This is a genomic window from Streptomyces sp. NPDC031670 (assembly GCF_055580545.1).
The window spans coordinates 169,584-186,939 of sequence record NZ_JBVILC010000004.1 but is presented as its reverse complement, the minus strand read 5'-3'; the positions used below and the strand labels follow the sequence as shown (position 1 = coordinate 186,939).

The 17,356-nt window shown below is 71.6% G+C and carries 16 protein-coding genes; 5 read left to right on the top strand and 11 right to left on the bottom strand.

What is annotated here, in order from left to right; translation table 11 throughout:
* Positions 1-118: 118 nt before the first annotated feature.
* Positions 119-277 (top strand): hypothetical protein, encoded by a 159-nt coding sequence (locus ACZ5ID_RS10350; RefSeq protein WP_468895541.1) that lies wholly within the window; start codon positions 119-121, stop codon positions 275-277.
* Between the two features lie 79 nt (positions 278-356).
* Here ACZ5ID_RS10350 and ACZ5ID_RS10345 read toward each other — a convergent pair whose 3' ends face one another.
* From ACZ5ID_RS10345 to ACZ5ID_RS10335, 3 genes are all read right to left on the bottom strand, one after another.
* Positions 357-1,298 (bottom strand): aminoglycoside phosphotransferase family protein, encoded by a 942-nt coding sequence (locus ACZ5ID_RS10345; RefSeq protein ID WP_468895538.1) that lies wholly within the window; start codon positions 1,296-1,298, stop codon positions 357-359.
* Between the two features lie 108 nt (positions 1,299-1,406).
* Positions 1,407-2,699, bottom strand: coding sequence for a MalY/PatB family protein (locus tag ACZ5ID_RS10340; RefSeq protein WP_468895535.1), 1,293 nt, complete (start codon positions 2,697-2,699; stop codon positions 1,407-1,409).
* Positions 2,700-2,806: 107 nt separating this feature from the next.
* Positions 2,807-4,312, bottom strand: coding sequence for an extracellular catalytic domain type 2 short-chain-length polyhydroxyalkanoate depolymerase (locus tag ACZ5ID_RS10335; protein ID WP_468895532.1), 1,506 nt, complete (start codon positions 4,310-4,312; stop codon positions 2,807-2,809).
* 380 nt (positions 4,313-4,692) lie between these two features.
* Between ACZ5ID_RS10335 and ACZ5ID_RS10330 the strand changes: the two genes are divergently transcribed.
* Positions 4,693-5,343, top strand: a complete 651-nt coding sequence (locus ACZ5ID_RS10330; protein ID WP_468895529.1) for a DNA polymerase ligase N-terminal domain-containing protein — start codon at positions 4,693-4,695, stop codon at positions 5,341-5,343.
* Positions 5,344-5,410: 67 nt separating this feature from the next.
* Positions 5,411-6,328 carry a non-homologous end-joining DNA ligase gene (gene ligD / locus ACZ5ID_RS10325; protein WP_468895526.1) on the top strand — a complete coding sequence of 306 codons (918 nt, stop codon included), beginning with the start codon at positions 5,411-5,413 and terminating at the stop codon, positions 6,326-6,328.
* 37 nt (positions 6,329-6,365) lie between these two features.
* On the opposite strand, the gene ACZ5ID_RS10320 is transcribed toward ligD, so the two are convergent.
* From ACZ5ID_RS10320 to ACZ5ID_RS10290, 7 genes are all read right to left on the bottom strand, one after another.
* Positions 6,366-8,252: an ABC transporter ATP-binding protein gene (locus ACZ5ID_RS10320; RefSeq protein WP_468895523.1), complete on the bottom strand. Its 1,887-nt coding sequence runs from the start codon at positions 8,250-8,252 to the stop codon at positions 6,366-6,368.
* Complete coding sequence (locus ACZ5ID_RS10315) at positions 8,249-8,683, bottom strand: lasso peptide biosynthesis B2 protein (RefSeq protein WP_468895520.1); 435 nt, start codon at positions 8,681-8,683, stop codon at positions 8,249-8,251. Before ACZ5ID_RS10315 ends, ACZ5ID_RS10320 begins: the two co-directional genes overlap by 4 nt.
* Positions 8,680-8,934: a lasso peptide biosynthesis PqqD family chaperone gene (locus ACZ5ID_RS10310; RefSeq protein ID WP_468895517.1), complete on the bottom strand. Its 255-nt coding sequence runs from the start codon at positions 8,932-8,934 to the stop codon at positions 8,680-8,682. The genes ACZ5ID_RS10315 and ACZ5ID_RS10310 overlap by 4 nt, the downstream gene beginning before the upstream one ends.
* 25 nt (positions 8,935-8,959) lie before the next feature.
* Positions 8,960-10,816 (bottom strand): lasso peptide isopeptide bond-forming cyclase, encoded by a 1,857-nt coding sequence (locus ACZ5ID_RS10305; protein ID WP_468895514.1) that lies wholly within the window; start codon positions 10,814-10,816, stop codon positions 8,960-8,962.
* Between the two features lie 27 nt (positions 10,817-10,843).
* Positions 10,844-10,954 carry a keywimysin-related RiPP gene (locus ACZ5ID_RS10300; protein ID WP_468597127.1) on the bottom strand — a complete coding sequence of 37 codons (111 nt, stop codon included), beginning with the start codon at positions 10,952-10,954 and terminating at the stop codon, positions 10,844-10,846.
* A 405-nt stretch (positions 10,955-11,359) separates the two neighbouring features.
* Positions 11,360-12,403 (bottom strand): YihY/virulence factor BrkB family protein, encoded by a 1,044-nt coding sequence (locus ACZ5ID_RS10295; RefSeq protein WP_468895511.1) that lies wholly within the window; start codon positions 12,401-12,403, stop codon positions 11,360-11,362.
* A 174-nt stretch (positions 12,404-12,577) separates the two neighbouring features.
* A complete protein-coding gene (locus tag ACZ5ID_RS10290; protein ID WP_468895508.1) occupies positions 12,578-13,264 on the bottom strand; it encodes a class I SAM-dependent DNA methyltransferase in 687 nt (228 codons plus the stop codon).
* Between the two features lie 241 nt (positions 13,265-13,505).
* On the opposite strand from ACZ5ID_RS10290, the gene ACZ5ID_RS10285 reads away from it, so the two are divergent.
* Entirely contained in the window at positions 13,506-15,281 is a 1,776-nt protein-coding gene (locus tag ACZ5ID_RS10285) for a sugar-binding protein (RefSeq protein WP_468895505.1), read from the top strand.
* 88 nt (positions 15,282-15,369) lie between these two features.
* On the top strand, positions 15,370-16,410 hold the full coding sequence (locus tag ACZ5ID_RS10280) for a vWA domain-containing protein (RefSeq protein ID WP_468895502.1): 1,041 nt from the start codon (positions 15,370-15,372) through the stop codon (positions 16,408-16,410).
* A gap of 99 nt (positions 16,411-16,509) precedes the next feature.
* On the opposite strand, the gene ACZ5ID_RS10275 is transcribed toward ACZ5ID_RS10280, so the two are convergent.
* Positions 16,510-17,157 (bottom strand): anthrone oxygenase family protein, encoded by a 648-nt coding sequence (locus ACZ5ID_RS10275; RefSeq protein WP_468895499.1) that lies wholly within the window; start codon positions 17,155-17,157, stop codon positions 16,510-16,512.
* Positions 17,158-17,356 lie beyond the last annotated feature (199 nt).

Here is a 17,356-nt window from a genome sequence, read left to right as displayed (position 1 = left end):
GGAGCAGTGTGCGGACGTGCCGCCACCCGTCGGTGAGGAGTGGGAGACCGCCGTCGCCGTGAGTATCTACTAGCAGCAGCGGCACCCCGTGGCTGTTCCAGTGAGGCGGGGACACTTGGTGGAAGAACACGCTCTGGCCGTCTGGCCCGCGCCTGCGCAGCCCGATGTGGTGCACCGGGCCACTGACGCGTTCGCCCGTCGGCAGTTCGACCCCGCGCGCCCGCCCGGTCTGCCCGTCGACCCGGACGACCCCACGTCCTTCCTCGACCCGCGCTGACCGGCACAGGCCGGGCGGCGTGCACCCCGGACAGCACGATCACGCCTCATGGGCGTCCGACGGGCAGCTGACGAGCGCCTCACGAGCGTTTCGTGAGCAACCCCGCCAGATGGTCGGCGAACTCGGTGATCCAGTCCAGCAGCGGTCCGGCGCGGGCGACCCGGAAGCCGTGGCGGCGGCCCCAGAACGCGGCCTGTACGGCGTGGAACTGCGCCCACCGGCGGACACGTTCGCGGTCGAGCTCCGCGGCCTCGGTGAACACGTCGAGGACGCGATCGACTGCCTTGCCCAGATCGTCTGCTTCGAGAAGCGTCAGCGCGCGTGACTTGAGCAGCGTGCCGCCGTCGTAGGCGGGATCGCCCGCGTACCCCTTGGGGTCGACCGCCAGCCACGGCTCGCGTTCGGCGCGCAGGATGTTGCGGGCGTGGAGGTCGCCGTGGACGAGGACGTCCGGCTGGACCGCGCCCAGTTCGCGTACGGTCGCCACGGCTGCGTCCAGTACCTCCTGCGGCAGCGCGTGAGGCATGTCCTCGGCATCCTTGCGGAGCTGTTCCTCCCAGGAGTCCGCCCGCTCCCGCAGCCGGGGCAGGCCGGGTGGCGCGGGCACGGCCAGTCGGCGGTTGAGGCGCCCGGCCACCCTCACCACTTCGTCGCCGTCCTGGAGCTCTCCCAGCGTCGACGGTCGCACCCGCTCCAGGAGCATCGCGAACCGCTCGTCGTCGCGCTCGTGCAGCAGGACGGCACCGCGCCCGCCCCACGCCACGAACGCGTCCGGCTCGTGCACGTTGCCGGGATGCGGAAACGACACCTTCACCACGGCAGGCCGCTCATCTCCCCGTCGTACGGGTCGTACGGGAACGATCACGCCGACGCCTCCGTGCATGACCGGGCCGTCCGGCACGCACTCCCAGCGGTCCAGCAGCTCGTCCACGAGCCCCGGCAGCCCGGCGATCCAGGCGGCTCCCGGCTCTCCTTCGCGCTCGACGGTGGTCCGTACGAACTCTTCCGGCAACACAGTCATCCGGGCACGATACGCGGCCCCGCGCCGACGGGCTGTCGTACGTGGGCAGGCCTTATTGGGTCGTCAGACCCGTATGTACGTCCTCAGAGACGTGACCGGCGCGAGCGGCTAGCGCGTGTGGCAGGCTGCCGCGCGTCCCATGCGGGTGACCGCCTCGGTCAGCACGGACCGTGAGGTCGCGAAGTTCAGGCGTACGTGCCCGGCTCCTCCCGTGCCGAAGATGTGTCCGGAGGACAGCGCCACCCGGGCGTGGTCCAGGAACAGCCGGGCCGGTCCGGCCAGGTCGGTGACGACGGCGAGGTCCGTGGAGTCTGCGGGGTGCGCCGGGCCTTCGGGGTGCGTGGGGCCGGCCTCCGGGGCGAGGCCCAGGGGACGGCAGTCCAGCCAGGCCAGATAGGTTCCCTCCGGCCTGGTGTACCCGATCCCGGGCAGGTGTTCCGCGAGGAGCCGGCCCAGCAGGGCCCGGTTCGCGTCGAGCCCCGTCAGCAGGGTGTCGAGCCATGGCTCCCCGTGGCGGTAGGCCGCCGTGTGGGCGATGACGCCCAGGTAACTCGCACCGTGGTGTACCTCCTCGGGGATGCGGCGCAGGTCGGAGGCCGCCTCGGGGCCCGCCACGGCGAGCGCCGCCTTGATTCCGGCGAGGTTCCAGCCCTTGGTGGCCGACATGAGGGAGAACGCGTCCTCGGCCCCCGGCAGGCTCAGATAGGGCGTGAACTCGGCGCCCCGCAGGACGAGTGGCGCGTGAATCTCGTCCGCCACGACCCGGACTCCGTACCGCCGCGCCAGCTGTGCCACGGCCGTGAGCTCCTCGGCGGTGTGGACCGTTCCGGTGGGGTTGTGCGGATTGCTGAGGAGGTAGCCGATCCCGCCCCGGCCGCTCTGCCTGCGGGCACGCCGGAACGCCTCCTCCAGCGTGTCCGGGCTGATCCGCAGATCCCGCCCGAGCGGGGCCTCCACGATCCGGCGGTCGTCGTGGGTGATGAAGGCGTAGAAGGGCGCGTACACCGGGGAGTTGACGACGACCGGGTCACCGGGGTCCGTGATCAGCCGCAGCACCTGCACCGCGCCCATCATGACGTCGGGGAGCATGGCGGTGCGGTCGACTGCCACGCCGTCCCACTTCCAGCGGCGCGACGCGAAGCCCGCCAGCGCCTCGGCGAACTCGGTTCCGGCGGGATATCCGGTGTCACCGGTGTCGATGGCCTCGCGCAGCGCCTCGGCGACCGGCGGCGCGAGCGGCACGTCCATCTCCGCCACCCACAGAGGCAGGACATCGGCCGGGTAGGTGCGCCACTTCATGCTCCCGCGCCGACGGAGCCGGTCGAGCGACAGCTCCTCAAGCGGGTTCGCGCCTTCTGCGGCCCCGGCATCTGGGGAGCCGCGCCCACCGACGGCACTCATCTTCAGCATTGGACCGCCAACGCGATCTCGGCGCAAGTGCCGGGACGGCCGAGGGCCGGCCGCCGCGGTCGCGACACCCGGCCCGGCTGACGGGCGCACGATCCGTCTCAGCAGTGCGGTACGACCTCCCATGAGCCCGCTGAGCGCAGGTGCAGGCTGCTGAGAGCCGTGGCGGTGTGCGGGCCCATGTACTGACCGGTGCCGATCGCATAGCTCTTGTCACCGATGAAGTACGACCGCCCGGCCAGGTTGTGCGCGACGTTGTCGGTGGTCCAGCAGTTCGGCAGTGGCGTGGTGGCCGGTGTGGTCGTAGCCGTCACCGGGGCCGAACGCGCCCCCACGGCGCCGGAACCGTCGACGGCGGCGACGGTGTAGGTGTGGGTCGTGCCGGGAGCCAGGCCGCCATCCGTGTAGGCCGTGCCGTCGAGCGGGACGGTGTTGGCCCTGCCGCCGTCGCGGTAGACGTTGTACGAGGCGGCGCCCGCGACCGGGTTCCACGCCAACGAGATCGCGGTGGTGGTGGTCCCGGTGCTGGTCAGGCCGGTCGGGGCGGGAAGAGCCGGTGTCGTGGGCGCCTGGGCTGTCGCGTTCACCATGTTCGTGATCGCGGTGATCTGCCGGCCGCCCTTGTCGGCGTAGTGGGTGTCGCCGCCGTACGCCCACCAGTTCCAGCAGCCGCGCGGGTTGTCGCTCGCGGTGGTGGCCTGGGGGTACAGCACGACCGTGCTGTTCGTGTCGGCGTACTCGTTCAGGTTGGCCTCGGCCATGAACTTGTCGCCGATCAGCCCGTAGTACTGGTAGCAGCCGTGGAGGGCCACCATCAGCCGACAGGACGCACCCGTCGCGCAGGACTGCGGGATGTACGCGAATCCCTCGTTGCCCATGCTGATCGCGGAGGCGCTGCCACCAGGGGCGTAGGTGTTCTGGTCGAACTGGACGAGTCGGCCGGTCAGCGGGGCCGTGGTGGCGGGCCGCACGGAGCCGAAGAGGTGGGCGAGCATGTCCTTTTCGGGGTCGCCACCGCAGTTGTTCATATAGGGCGCCGCCGTGGAGGTGCAGGACACCTCGCCGAGCGGGCTGACCCAGGCGTGCCCGGCCGGCGACGCGGTGTCGTAGGCGACGTCGGCGCCCAGGTCGCGGTAGTAGGCCGCGAGATCGTCGTTCACCGCGCGGTCCACGGTCCGGTCGGAGCTGCCGTGGGAGAGCCAGACGGGGGCCCCGGACAGATGCGCGACCGGATCGACGGCGCCGGACGCGGCCCTGTCACGGGTCTCCTGCTCCAGCTGGGCGGGGCTCTTGCGCGCGAGCAACGTGTCCATGCAGGCGTAGAGCGCGGTGGAGACGTTCCCCTGGGAGCAGTCGTACGGTCCCGCGGAGAATATCCCGACGCCCTTGAAGATCTCGGAGTGCGCGACGTGCAACTGGTTGGCGAGGAATCCCCCTGACGAAACCCCGGACACGTAGACCGAGTTGATGGTGAGGGGTGGCAGGGATCCCGGAGTGGGAGCGGGGACGGCCGCGACGGCGTCGGGGACCGCGCTCAGGGACAACGCGAGCGCCGCCGAGACCGCGACGAGCAGGTCTGCGACGCGGAGGCGTTTGAGGTCACGCATATGAGGGCTCCAGATGCGGGCTGGGGGGCAGGTTCCGCAAGTGTGGGAGCGGTCACGGGGCGTCGCGACGTGGGGCCACGACACATCGGGCGGTCACCAGGTGGCGCATGTCTCCATTGCGGGCGGGCGGCGCGTGTCCCGAGACGGCCGGTCCGCCAGGACGGGCACCGAGGGCCCCTTGTCGCTACTGTGCGTGACGGCGTGGCCTGGGAGCTCGGTCTGCGTCGTACGCTCGGGAGCCGGAGAATGGCAGAGGCGGACGGTGGTGCCTGCCGCGTGCGGGTACCGGCGTTCCGACGGGGTAGCCGACATCCGGAGGCCCGGGGCGAGGAGCGCCGCGCGACCGGGCGCGCACCGACTCCCGCCGTCAGGAGGTGGCCATGGCATCGACGGACGAATCGACGCACGCACCGAAGGACGCGCTGGCGGAGTACCACCGCCGACGTGACTTCTCCAAGACCGCCGAGCCCAAGGGTGCCGACGACGGGGCGAAGGCGCGGCGGCCCGTGTTCGTGGTGCAGATCCATGAGGCGACCGCCATGCACTTCGACTTCCGTCTGGAGGTCGGCGGCGTCCTCAAGTCGTGGGCGGTACCGAAAGGGCCGTCCACCGATCCGCACGACAAGCGGTTGGCGATGCCGACGGAGGACCATCCGCTGGAGTACCGGGAGTTCGAGGGTGTGATCGCCGCAGGCGAGTACGGGGGCGGTACGGTGATCGTCTGGGACGAGGGAACCTACCGGAACATCTCGACCGACCGCAGCGGTGCGGAAGTCGACTTCGGTACCGCGCTGGAGCGGGGTCACGCCTCGTTCTGGCTGGACGGCCGCAAGCTGCACGGCGGTTACTCGCTCACCCGCATCCGCGACACCCGGGGTGAACGCGAGGCCTGGTTGCTGGTGAAGCGCGCCGACGAGCGGGCCTCAAGCGCCGGCACCCCCGATCCGCACCGCGCCCGCTCGGCGCGCACGGGACACACCCTCCGGCAGGTCGCCGCCGAGGCGGCCGAGGCGGCCGGTGGTGGCGGATGAGCACCGCGTTCGCGCGCACACGACGTTCACCGGCGAGGATCCGCGAACAACCCGGCGGGAGCACGTGATGACCACGACCACGTCAAGGAGCATCCGCGTCGGCGGGCACACGGTGGAGATCAGCCGCCCGGACAAGGTGCTGTTCCCCGAGGACGGCATCACCAAGGCCGACCTGGTCGACTACTACCGCACGGTTTCCCGGCGCATGCTGCCGCATCTGCGTGACCGCCCGCTCATGCTCGAACGCCACCCGGACGGTGTCGACGGCCCGGCCTTCATGCAGAAGGAGGTGTCGGAACACTTCCCCGACTGGATCCACCGGGCGGAGCTGCCCAAGGAGGACGGCACCGTCACCTACACGGTCTGCGACGACACCGCGACCCTGGTCTACCTCGCCAACCAGGCGTGCCTGACGCTCCACCGCTTCCTGTCCAGGGTCGACCGCCCCGACCACCCCGACCGGCTCGTCTTCGACCTCGACCCGCACGGTGACGACTTCACTCCCGTACGGGACGCGGCCCGGTGGACCCGTGAGCTGCTGGACGAGTTGGAGCTTCCCGCGACGCTGATGACCACCGGCTCGCGCGGTCTGCACGTCTCGGTGCCCCTTGACCGGCGCGCGTCCTTCGACGAGGTCCGCGCGTTCGCCGTTGACGTCGCCGGACTCCTCGCCGCCCGCCATCCCGACCATTTGACCACCCAGGCCCGCAAGCAGGCCCGGGGAGACCGTCTCTACCTGGACATCCAGCGCAACGGATACGCCCAGACCGCGGTCGTTCCCTACGCCGTACGGGCCCTCCCCGGCGCTCCCGTCGCCGCGCCGCTGGCCTGGGAGGACCTGGACGCCCCGGACCTCACCGCGCGTCGCTGGACGGTCTCCACCGTCGACGAGCTCCTCAAGCACGACCCCTGGCACGACGCCCCGCGCGGCCGTTCCCTGCACGCGGCCCGCAAGCGCCTCGCGGCGCTGGGCGCCGGGCAGTGAGGGACCCCGAACCGCCAAAGTCAGGGGCCCCAAATCGTCAGTCGCGGCCGGGGTGTCCGGCGCGGGGATCGGTGCCCTCGGCGTACATCTGAGGGCCGCCGTTCCGCGCGGCGGACGGCAGGGGCGGGCCGGGCGTGAGCATCTGACCGGCGGCGAGTTCGCGGTAGGCGGGGCTGGTGGTGAGCAGGTCCTCGTGGCGCCCGCAGGCGATGGCCCGGCCGCCCTCCAGGACGACGATCCGGTCCGCGTGGCGGACGGTGGACAGACGGTGCGCGATGACCAGCAGGGCGCACTCCTGGGCGGCTTCCCGCATGACCGTGGTGAGGGCTGCCTCATTGATGGCGTCGAGGTGTGAGGTCGGCTCGTCGAGCAGCAGCAGGGAGGGCCGGGCGAGCAGGGCGCGGGCCAGGGCGACCCGCTGCCGTTCCCCCGCGGAGAGCGTCGCGCCGCGCTCGCCGAGGACACCCGAAAGACCGCCGGGCAGACGACGTACCACCCCTTCGAGCTGGGCGAGTTCGATGACCCGGCGGATCTCGGCGTCACCGGCGTGCGGTACCGCGTACGTGATGTTGTCGCGCAGGGTGCCGTGGACGACATGGGTGTTCTGGTCGACCACGGCGATGTGCGCGCGGCACCGGTCGCGGCTCAGCTCGGTCGTGGGCCGGCCGTCGAACAGCAGGGTTCCCGCGTCGGGCTCGTAGAACCGCGCGACCAGTGCGAAGAGGGTGGTCTTGCCCGCTCCCGACCGTCCGACCAGGGCGACCTGCTGGCGGTGGGGCACGGTGAAGGAGACACCGCGCAGCACGGGCCGGTCCGGCTGGTAGCCGAAGTGGACGTCCTGGAGCGCGAGGGCCGCCTTCGGCCGCGGGGACGCGTGCGCGGCGGGCGGCGCGGGGCGGGCGCGCTCCCGGGGCCGGGCGGGCTGCGGAGTCGGTTCCGGCTCGGTGGGGAGGCTGTGGGCCTCCGCCACCCGCTGGTAGGCGCCCATACCGCGCTGGATGAGACCGACGGCCCGGAAGACCGACGACAGGGGCAGAACCAGGTACGAGGCGTACAGCAGGAAGGCGACCAGGTCGCCGAGCGAGCCGGTGCGGCCGTTCACCCGCAGGCCGCCGATGACCAGGACGAGCAGGAAGGAGCCCTGGACGGCGAGTTCGACGGCGGGGCTCATCACCGAGGCGAGCTGAGCGGTCCGTACCCCCGCGCGGTAGGCCTCGTCGACCCGCTCGCCGATCCGTGCCGCCTCGCGGTCCTCCGCCCGGTGTACGCGGACCATCGGCAACGCGCCCAGCGCGCGCTCCAGTTCGGCGGCGATGGCACCGACCGCGTTCTGCATGTGCTCGGACGCGGCCCTGATGCCCTTGAGCAGGGACGCGACGATCACCGCCGCGGCGGCCACCGTGAGGGTGACCAGGAGCAGCAGGAGCGGGTCCAGCCACATCATCAGGGCGATCGCGCCCGCCGCCGCGACGGCGCCCGTGCCCAGGTCGACCAGTGCCTGGGCCACCACCTCCCGCAGGAGGGTGGTGTCGGAGGTGACCCGGGAGATGAGGTCGCCGCTGCGGTGGCGGTCGTACTCCTTCATCTCCAGCCGGAGCAGATGCCGGACCAGGCCGTGCCGCAGCCGGCACACGATGCCCTCGCCCATGCGCTCCAGCAGATAGCGGCCCACGGCGCCGGTGACCGCTTCGAGGGTGAACAGCACGCCCAGGAGCGCCAGCGTCGACCAGAAGGCCGCGTCCGCGCCGCTCGCGTCCACGATGCGCTTGGCGACGAGCGGCTGGGCCAGCCCCAGGGCGGAGCCCGCCAGTGTCAGGGCCGTGGCGACGGCCATGGCGCCGCGGTGTCCGGCGGTGAGACGGAACATGGTGGCGATCGCGCCCCGCGTCGTACGGTCGGGGCCCTGTGCCTCGGGGCGGGTCATCGAGCGCGCTGGCTCACCGGGGTGACCGCCATCAACCGGGTGAAGTAGTCGTCGGGCACTCCTTCATCGACCGGATGGCCGTCGGCCTCGATCCAGGCGTGTGCGGTGAAGGGCGGTACGACCCGCGCTCCCGTACACCAGGTCGGCCAGGTGCCGCCCAGCCGGCACAGCAGCGCGGCGCCCAGGGAACGCGGCAGGCACCCCCGGGGCCCGGCGCAGCGCAGGCTCACGGCGCACACCGCGTCGCGGGCGTTCTTCGCCTCGGTGGCCGTCGCGGGCGCGGCGCCGCGGCGCAGCACGTTCAGGACGCGGCGGATGCGACGCGGCGGCAGCAGGGAGAGCACCACGGCGGGAAGCAGGACCAGCCGCGCGCCCAGCTTCCGTACGAAGGGCACGCCGGAGGGGCGTTCGAGCGCGCTGGGCGTGGTCATGCGGCGAGTCCCGATGCGCGCAGTTCGCCGACCAGCTGGATGACGTCCTGCCGCGCCCGCTCCCGGTCGATGTCGAACTCCGCGACGACCGCGTCGGCCGCCGCCGCCTCGTCCTTGCCGGCGAGCAGCGTCTCGACGATCAGCGTGGCGGTGGGGTTCAACTCCCAGTAGTGACCGCTGCGTTCGTCGAGGAGGACGGTTCCGTAGTCGGTCTGTGCGGTGGAGATGTCGGCGGCGAACCGCAGTGCCATGGCGTGCCTGCCTTTCACTTGGGGGTCAGATGGAGGTGGTGGCCCAGGTCCGCGCGGTGCGCGGCAGACCGCGCAGCCACACCTCGGCGGCGATCGTGGAGTAGAGGATGGCCTGCCGCAGTCCGGGCGTGGCGGGCCGCTGGGCGAGAGCGCGCAGCGCGTCGCCGTTCACCAGGCCGAGCTGTTCCAGTCGCGAGTCCTCCCACAGCGCGAGGAGATCGGCGCGGTGCTCGCGCAGCCCGTTGGAGGCGTCCATGGACGCCGCGGCCTTGTTGCTGCGCCGCAGACACACCTGCGGGACGACGTCCCGCATGGCGGCGGCCAGCAGGGGTTTGTACCGCCAGGGCGACACCCGTTCGCTGGGCCGGACCGAGAGGAACGCCTCGATGACGCGGTCGTCCAGGAACGGTGACGCCATCGGAACGCCGGCCCTGGCGGCCATCGCGTCCCACTGGCGGATGATGCGGGTGCAGGAGCGGATCTGCTCCAGGTCGGCGTGCAGTCCGCGGTCGCGGTGCAGGGGCCGGGCGTCCTGGGCCGCGGCGCGCAGCGCCCGCGCGGCCAGCCGCTCGCCCTCGGGTGTCACCCAGTCGAACAGACGTGGCTCCCCGCCCCAGCCGAGGGCGCCGCTGACGGTGTCGGGAAGGGGGCCGCGCAGGTGACCGACGGAGTCCGCCAGCCACCTGCCGTACGGCCGGGAGTCGCTCAGGGTGCGTGCCATCCCGGCGAGCGGCCACTGCCACAGGGCACGGAAGCCCCGGAGCTGGCGCACGGCGAACAGCGGGCGGGTGCGCAGAAGGCGGTGGTAGTACGCCTCGGAGCACCAGGCGACATGGTCGCCGCCGATACCGGTCAGATGGAGACGGCTGCCCCGCTCGGCCATGGCGGGAAGGTGGTGCAGCACCCGGGAGCGGTCCATGACGCCGATGGTCGGTTCGTCGAGCAGGTCGTCGATGGTGAGCAGATCGGTGTAGACGAGCGGCGAGGCGTTGGCGTCCCAGACGACGTGTTCGACGTCCGGCAGGAATTCGGCGGCCTGCCGGGCCCAGTGCAGATCGGTGTCGGCGGGATCGCGTCCGGGCCAGGTGCTGGCCACGACGTGGGCGGGGGAGCGGTCGGCCAGGAAGCAGATGGACGTGGAGTCCAGGCCTCCCGACAGGTCGCAGCTGACCGTGCCGCCCTGCCGGGTACGGGCGTGGACGGCGTCGGCGAGTGCGTCGCGGGCCAGGGCGGCCCCGGCGGAGAGCGAGCGGACCGGCTCGGGCGGTGTCCACCAGCGCGCGTGGCGGGTGGACCGGCCGTCCGCCGCGACGACGAGGGCGTCCTGCGGGGGCACCGCGGTGATGCCCTTCCACAGCGGTGCCTCCTGCAACGGATGGGGGACCGGCCACAGCAGCCTGACCGCCACCTGTTCGACGTCCGGCTCCCGGCCGAGGGCGGCGGCGAGGATGTCGGCCCGGGTGGCGGCGACGCGTACGCCGCCGATCTCCGCGTGGAAGACGAGCCGCAGTCCGGACGCGGTGCCCTGGACACGGAGGCGGCCGTCGTGCGCGGCCACCAGATGGAAGCTGCCGGCGGTGGAGCGGGCCAGCGCGTCGAGCTGGGTGAGGCCGCGCAACTGCCCCGCGTGGCCGCGCAGTCGGGGGCCGTCGAGCGGGCAGCAGCCGATGGCGGCGAGGGCCGTATGTCCTGCCTGGGCGGTCACGATCTCGTCGTCGTGCCACCGGCCGATCAGCCAGGGGCGTCCCGAGGCGTGGGGCAGGGTACGGGTTCCGGGGCGGGTGAAGAGGCGGGCCGCGGCGGCGGCGTCCTCGCGGTCCGGAAGGACCACGAAGTGCGCGTCGCCGCGGCCCGGACCCGCACCTGCGTGCGTGTCAGTCATGACGTCGAATGGACGTACCGTCGACCGTCAGTTCTTGCTGAGAATGAGGCGGTCGTTTCCGCTGAACTGCAGAAGTCCCGTCTCCTTCCGGAAAGAACCCAGTCGGACGAGCGTCGGAGCTTCGTACGCCTTCTTCATGACGACTCCTTCTTTTTCCTCTGACTGAACGTCATCACCACCCGGAGAGCCGGGAGGCGATCAGGTGCAACGGTATTCGCAGGTCAGCAGGGGAAGGCAAGGGCGTCGAACGTCATATGATTATCCGACCGTCGGGCCGCGAGAGGAATGCGGAGGCATTTCAGGTCCGGACCACGGGCGGCGCCGAACAGGAACGGATTCCTGTTCGCGTGGTGGGCGGAACGATTCCATCAGCACGCTTGGTGAACTCTTGTCGAGCGATGGAAGGGGGGCGCACTATTGGGGTGTCGCAAAGATACCGGGCGCCCGGGATGCCTTTCACGCCTTCGCCGTACTACGCCCGGCAATGGTGCGCCCCCGCTGGAGAGATGCGCGGGGTGCCCGAGGGGCCCGGTGGGGTGGCGGTCAGGCGTTCCGCAGCCGGCGCCGGTCCTCCTCGTCCCATGTCCTGGTGTCGCGCGGCTGCGCGTACGGCTCCTCGTCCGGCGGCATCCCACCGGCGATCGCCCGCTGGCGCACGATCTCCGCGTCGAACTCCAGCCCCAGCAGAATCGCCAGATTGGTGATCCACAGCCACACCAGGAAGACGATCACGCCCGCCATCGCACCATAGGTCTTGTTGTACGAAGCGAAGTGGGCGACGTAGAACGCGAACGCGGCGGAGGCGATCATCCAGATCAGCAGGGCCAGGAGACTGCCCGGGGTGACCCACTTGACGCCCTTCACCTTGGCGTTCGGGGCCGCCCAGTACAGGAGCGCGATCATGAGGGTGACGAGGGCGGCCAGCACGGGCCACTTGGCGACCGACCACACCGACAGACCGGCACTGCCGACACCGAGGGCGGTACCCACATGGCGGGCCACGCTTCCGGTGAAGACCACGATCAGCGCGCTGAGCACCGCCAGGACCATCAGGACCACGGTCAGCCCGATCCGTACGGGGAGGACCTTCCAGACGGGCCGGCCCTCGGGCATCTCGTAGACCGCGTTCGCCGCACGGATGAACGCGGCGACATAGCCCGACGCCGACCACACCGCGAGCACGAGACCGACGACGGCCATCACCGAGCCCAGGCCCGCGCTGTCCTGCAGTTTCCGCACCGCGTCGGTGAGAAGGTCCCGGGCCGAGCCGGGCGCGAACCGCTGGACGTTGTGCAGCACCTTGTCGGTGGTCGACCTGCCCGTGATGCCGAGCAGCGAGACCAGGACCAGCAGCGCGGGGAAGAGCGACAGCACGCTGTAGTACGTGAGCGCCGCCGCGCGGTCGCTGAGCTCGTCGTCCGTGAACTCCCGCAGGCTGCCTTTGAGTACGGCGACCCACGCGCGCTTGGGCAGCTTCACCGGGGCATCCGGCGCCGCCTCCGCCACCTCCGGCGCCGGGCCGGCCTCCCTCGGCGCCGCGTCGTCGCTGCCGTTGTCCTGTCGCCCGTGAAGATGCCAGCTCGCCATGGGGCGCGGTTACCCCGGGGACGGCGTGTCTCACCGGGGCGGCATGTCCCACAGGAAGGAGGCTCTCCCCGCTCATCCGCCCAGGTACCCGCGCGGAACGCCCTCCTGCTCGGCGCGCCCAACCCGCCCCCTACGCGCTGGTACGTGGATGAACGATCCGGGCCGCCGGCGCGGTCACGCCGTCTCGCCGAGCGGCTCTTCGGACCGCGTCTTCCGCGCGAGGAGCTGGACCTCCTGGAACTGACGTTGGTCAGTGGGCTTCGGCTCCATCACGAGGCGGGCCGACTCCTTCAGGCCGTGGTCAGCGAGAAGTTCGGCGAGGCGGTCGGGGGACCAGCGGTAAGCCGTGGCCACCGTGTGGTCGTAGGCCCGGGGCTCGTCGTGCGGGCCGTCCGTGGCGGGGAACGCGATCAGCACGTGGCCGCCGGGGGCCAGGACCCGGGCGATCTCGGCGAGCACGGCGGGCAGCTCCCGTGGCGGGGTGTGGATGACGGACCATCGCGCGAGCACGCCGTCGAGCGCGTCGTCCTCGATGTCCAGCGCGGCCATCGAGCCGACCTCGAACCGCAGCCCGGGGTGGGCCTCACGGGCGAGCCCGACCATCACGGGGGAGGCGTCCATGCCGAAGGCGTTGAGCCCCAGCCCCTGAAGATGGGCCGTGACGTAGCCCGGGCCGCACCCGAGGTCCGCGACCCGTCCCTCGCCGCCGCTCGTCGACACCAGCTCCGCGAAGGCGCTGAGGAGGGCACGCTCCAAAGGGCGGTCGCGCAGGGAGTCGTGGAACAACTGCGCGTAGGTGGTGGCGATGGCGTCGTAGGCCTCGCGGGTGGAGTGCGAGGGGTCGCGTTCGAGTCCGGTCATCCGAAGACCGTAACGGCTGGCGAGCGCGGTGCCCCACAGCCCGCCGCGGCCGTCGCGACGCGGGCCGAATTCGCGCCCTCCTTAAGGGAAGAGGCAGCCCCTGTCCGGCAGGCTGGCCGGAGACATGCGGTGGCCGGTGACATGCGGTGCGGCTCGTCGCACACTGAGCGCAAAGGAAGGGGCTGCCTTGTTGAGATCGAGGCTCCGACATGGGCTGTGGGCGGGGTGTACGGCCCTCGGCGTGGTCGGAAGCGTGCTGCCCGCGGTCGCGGACACCGCGCGAGTGGGTCCACCGGCGGCCGTCGCCGCCCCTGGCAGGGTGGCCCCGGCGCACACCGACGTCCTGTTCGTCGGAGCCCACCCGGACGACGAGTCCCCGCTGCTGGCCACTTTCGGTCAATGGGGGGAGCGGCGTGGGCTCAGCACCGGCGTGGTCACCATCACCCGGGGTGAGGGCGGCGGGAACGCCGTCGGCCCCGAGGAGGGCGCTGCTCTCGGGATGATCCGTGAGGGCGAGGAACGCAAGGCGGTACGGCACGCCGGCATCCGTAACGTCTTCTATCTCGACAAGCCCGACTTCTGGTACACCCTGTCCGCCCCGCTGACCGCCGCCGTCTGGAACCGGTCGCCGCAGCCGCCGACGGACACCCTCTCGCGGCTCGTGCGGCTGATCCGGGCGACCACTCCGCAAGAGGTGGTGGTCATGGACCCGCGTCCGTTCCGCCAGCACGGAGGACACCAGGAAGCGGCGCGTCTCGCCGTCGAGGCGTTCCGGGCCGCGGGCGACCCGAAGGCCTTTCCCGAGCAGATCACACGGGAGAAGTACGCGGCGTGGAAGCCGGCCCGTCTGCTCGCCCAGAACAGCGGCTTCCAGGGGCCGGTGGGGCAGAAGTGCGCCGAACAGCACGCGCGCGACCCCCACACCGGGCTCCCCGTCATCGGTGCGTGGACCGGGGTCACTTCTCACCGGCACCACGGCAGGACATGGGCCCAGATCGAACGGGACGCCGCCCGCGAGTACGCCACCCAGGGTTTCGCCTCGCTTCCGCCGACCGTCGAGACCCCCCGGCGGAAGCTCCCCTGCGAGTGGCTGACCGTCCTGGCCGACGACCGCGCGCCCCAGGCTCCCGCCACACGGGATCAGCCGGGCCTGCGCCCGCTGTACGCCGACTTCCGTGCCTGGACGCGGCGGGTGCGCATGCCATGGCTCGCCAACGACGCCCAGCCCGCCTATCCGGCCACCCCCTCCACCGACGCGCCCGCGGTGGCGCGGACTCCCGTCGTGGACGGAGAGGCCGGCCCGGGCGAGTACCCCGGGCAGGTCTCGCACCTCACCCTTTGGGAGGGCGAGCGGTGCGCCGACGAGAGGGACTGCGCGGCGGATGTCCGCTTCTCGCGCCGGGCTGACGACCTGTACGTGCTGATCCGCGTCGCCGACGACGTCAAGGGGTACGCCCTGGACGCCGTGACCGACTGCAAACGCCACTGGCGGACCGACGCCGTCGAGATCGCCCTCGACCCGCGAGGCAACTCCGACGACACCTCGACCACCTTCAAAACCGGTGTGCTGCCCTTCACCAGGGGCGGCGGGGGGCCCTGTGTGGAGCGCGACGCGGACAACCGCCAGGGACCCGCGGGCAGCACCGCTCCCGGTATGGCCGTTGCCTCCTCGGTGACCGACCCGTACCGGGGCTACTCGGTGGAGGTGAAGATTCCGCTCACCGACCTCCCGGCCGGCGTCGATCCCCGACACCTCGCCGTCAACGTCCTCCTCTACGACTCCGACACCGGGGACCGGACCGGTCGGACGCGGCTGGCCTTGTCCCCCTTCGGCAGTGCCCAGGCCGACCCCTATGTCTGGGGCACCCTGCGCCTGCCGGGATACGTCCCGCCGCCCGGCCACCCGGCCCAACCCGCCCGCATCCCTCAGGAGGCGGCCCGGAGCGTCGACTCCAGAGCCTCCGTGGAGCAGGCCCGGCGCACCGGCGTCCCCCTCGCCGGAGGTCCCCGGGCGTAGGGCCGTCCCCGAACCCGGACCAAGATCGATTGTCAGTGGTGGGTGGGAGGATCGACGTATCGAATCCGAGAAAGAGGGGGGACTCGTCATGTCCGGAAACCAGAACTACATCAACCACGTCGCTCTCGTGCTGGATGCCAGCTCATCCATGTCGCACCTGAGCGGCAAGGTCGTCGAGGTCGCCGACCAGCAGATCGCGTATCTCGCCCGCCGCTCAAGGGAGTTGGAGCAGGAGACCCGCGTCACGGTGTACGTCTTCGCGGACACGGTCGAGTGTGTGATCTACGACAAGGACGTGCTGCGGATGCCGTCCCTGAAGCAGTTGTACCGGGTGGGCGGGATGACGGCTCTGCTGGCCGCGGCCCTGAAGTCGCAGCGGGAGCTCGCGCAGACGGCGCAACTGTACGGCGACCACAGCTTCCTGACGTTCGTGCTCACCGACGGGCAGGAGAACGCGAGCCATCGCAGCCCCGACGCCCCCAGCAGGGATCCGCGCGCCCTGATCAAGGCCGTCGCCGAGATGATGGAGACACAGCAGGACAACTGGACGCTGGCCGTTCTGGTGCCGGACCAGATGGGCAAGCGCGAGGCCATGCAGTGCGGCTTCCCCAAGGACAACATCGCCATTTGGGACGCCACCAGCACACGGGGCCTGGAGGAGGCCGGACAGGTCATCCAGCAGGCCACCGAGAACTTCATGGTGGGCCGCGCCCAGGGCATCCGGGGCTCGCGGGCGGTGTTCTCCACGGGCGCCGACGCCGTCAACAAGGACACCATCAAGGCGGCCGGTCTCGCGCCGGTGGACCCTTCCACGTACCAGCTGATCCCGGTGGCGCGCGAGGCGGCGATACGCGACTGGGTCGTCGAATGCGGACACACCTACCGTACGGGCTGCGCGTTCTACCAGCTCAGCAAGTCGGAGAAGATCCAGGCGCGCAAGCAGATCGCCGTGCTGGAGAAGAAGACGGACCGGGTGTACACGGGGCCCGAGGCCCGGGCCCTGCTCGGTCTGCCGGACGCGGAAGCCCGCGTCAAGCCCGACCACAACGACGACTTCACCATCTTCGTGCAGAGCACCAGCGTGAACCGGAAGCTCGTGCCGCACACGCGACTCCTGCTGATGATCTGACGCCTCGCCGGCTCTAGGCGCCCGCGCCCCTGCCCGACCACCCGACGGCCCGGTCCCCATGGGAGCCCGGGCCGTCGCGGTGCGGGAGCGGCCTATGGCCTAGGGCTGCGAAGAAACGGAGCGGCTGCCGGGCCGGGGCGTGGCGCGGCCGTGCAGCAGCAGGGCGCGCACGATGCCGCTCAGGGCGCCGAGGCACAGCAGCGTTCGGAAGATGTTGGCCGTCTCCCAGGTGCCCTTGAAGTCCGCGACCACCGAATAGTCGGTGGTGGGCCCGGGGCGGCCCAGGTCGGCCAGCCGGTTGTTGAGGGGGATGTTGATCCCCATGGTCAAGGCCAGTACGGCCAGGTAGCACAGCGCTGCCGCCAGGAGCCAGCATCCCATCGGCCGCCGCTGCTCGCGGAAGGCGCGGACCGCCGCCCACGCGGTGACCGCCAGTGTGCCGAGGAAGACCAGGGCGAACGGGCCGCTGCCGTCGATGACGGCGTTGATGTTCCGCATGGCCGTGGCATACGTACGGTCGTCGCCTCTCGCCAGGCCCGGCATGACGGATACGTCGAAAGCGAAGAAGAGCCCCGCCATCAGACCCATCGCGACGGCGGCGACGCCCAGAAGCAACCCCGTCAACCGGTCCCGGCCGTCCCGTGGGGGGAGTGCGGAGAGCCGCGGGGAGCGGGGGTCCGCGCCGGGCGGTCCTGCCGGCATCCGTACGGACACATCGTCGTCGGACGCGCCAGTGCTGCGAGACATCTCCGGGTGACTCATAGAACCCTCCGCGTGGCATTCACACGACCGCTCCGACCGTGGTGACCCGTCGCACCGGGTGACCTGGTCATCTCATCGCGGACGGCCCGTACGCGACCATGGCCCGGACGCTCAGCCGCATACGCGAGTCTCCAGGCACGAAACGGCCCGGACGGGGCGTTGGGGGCATCCCGTCCGGGCCGTT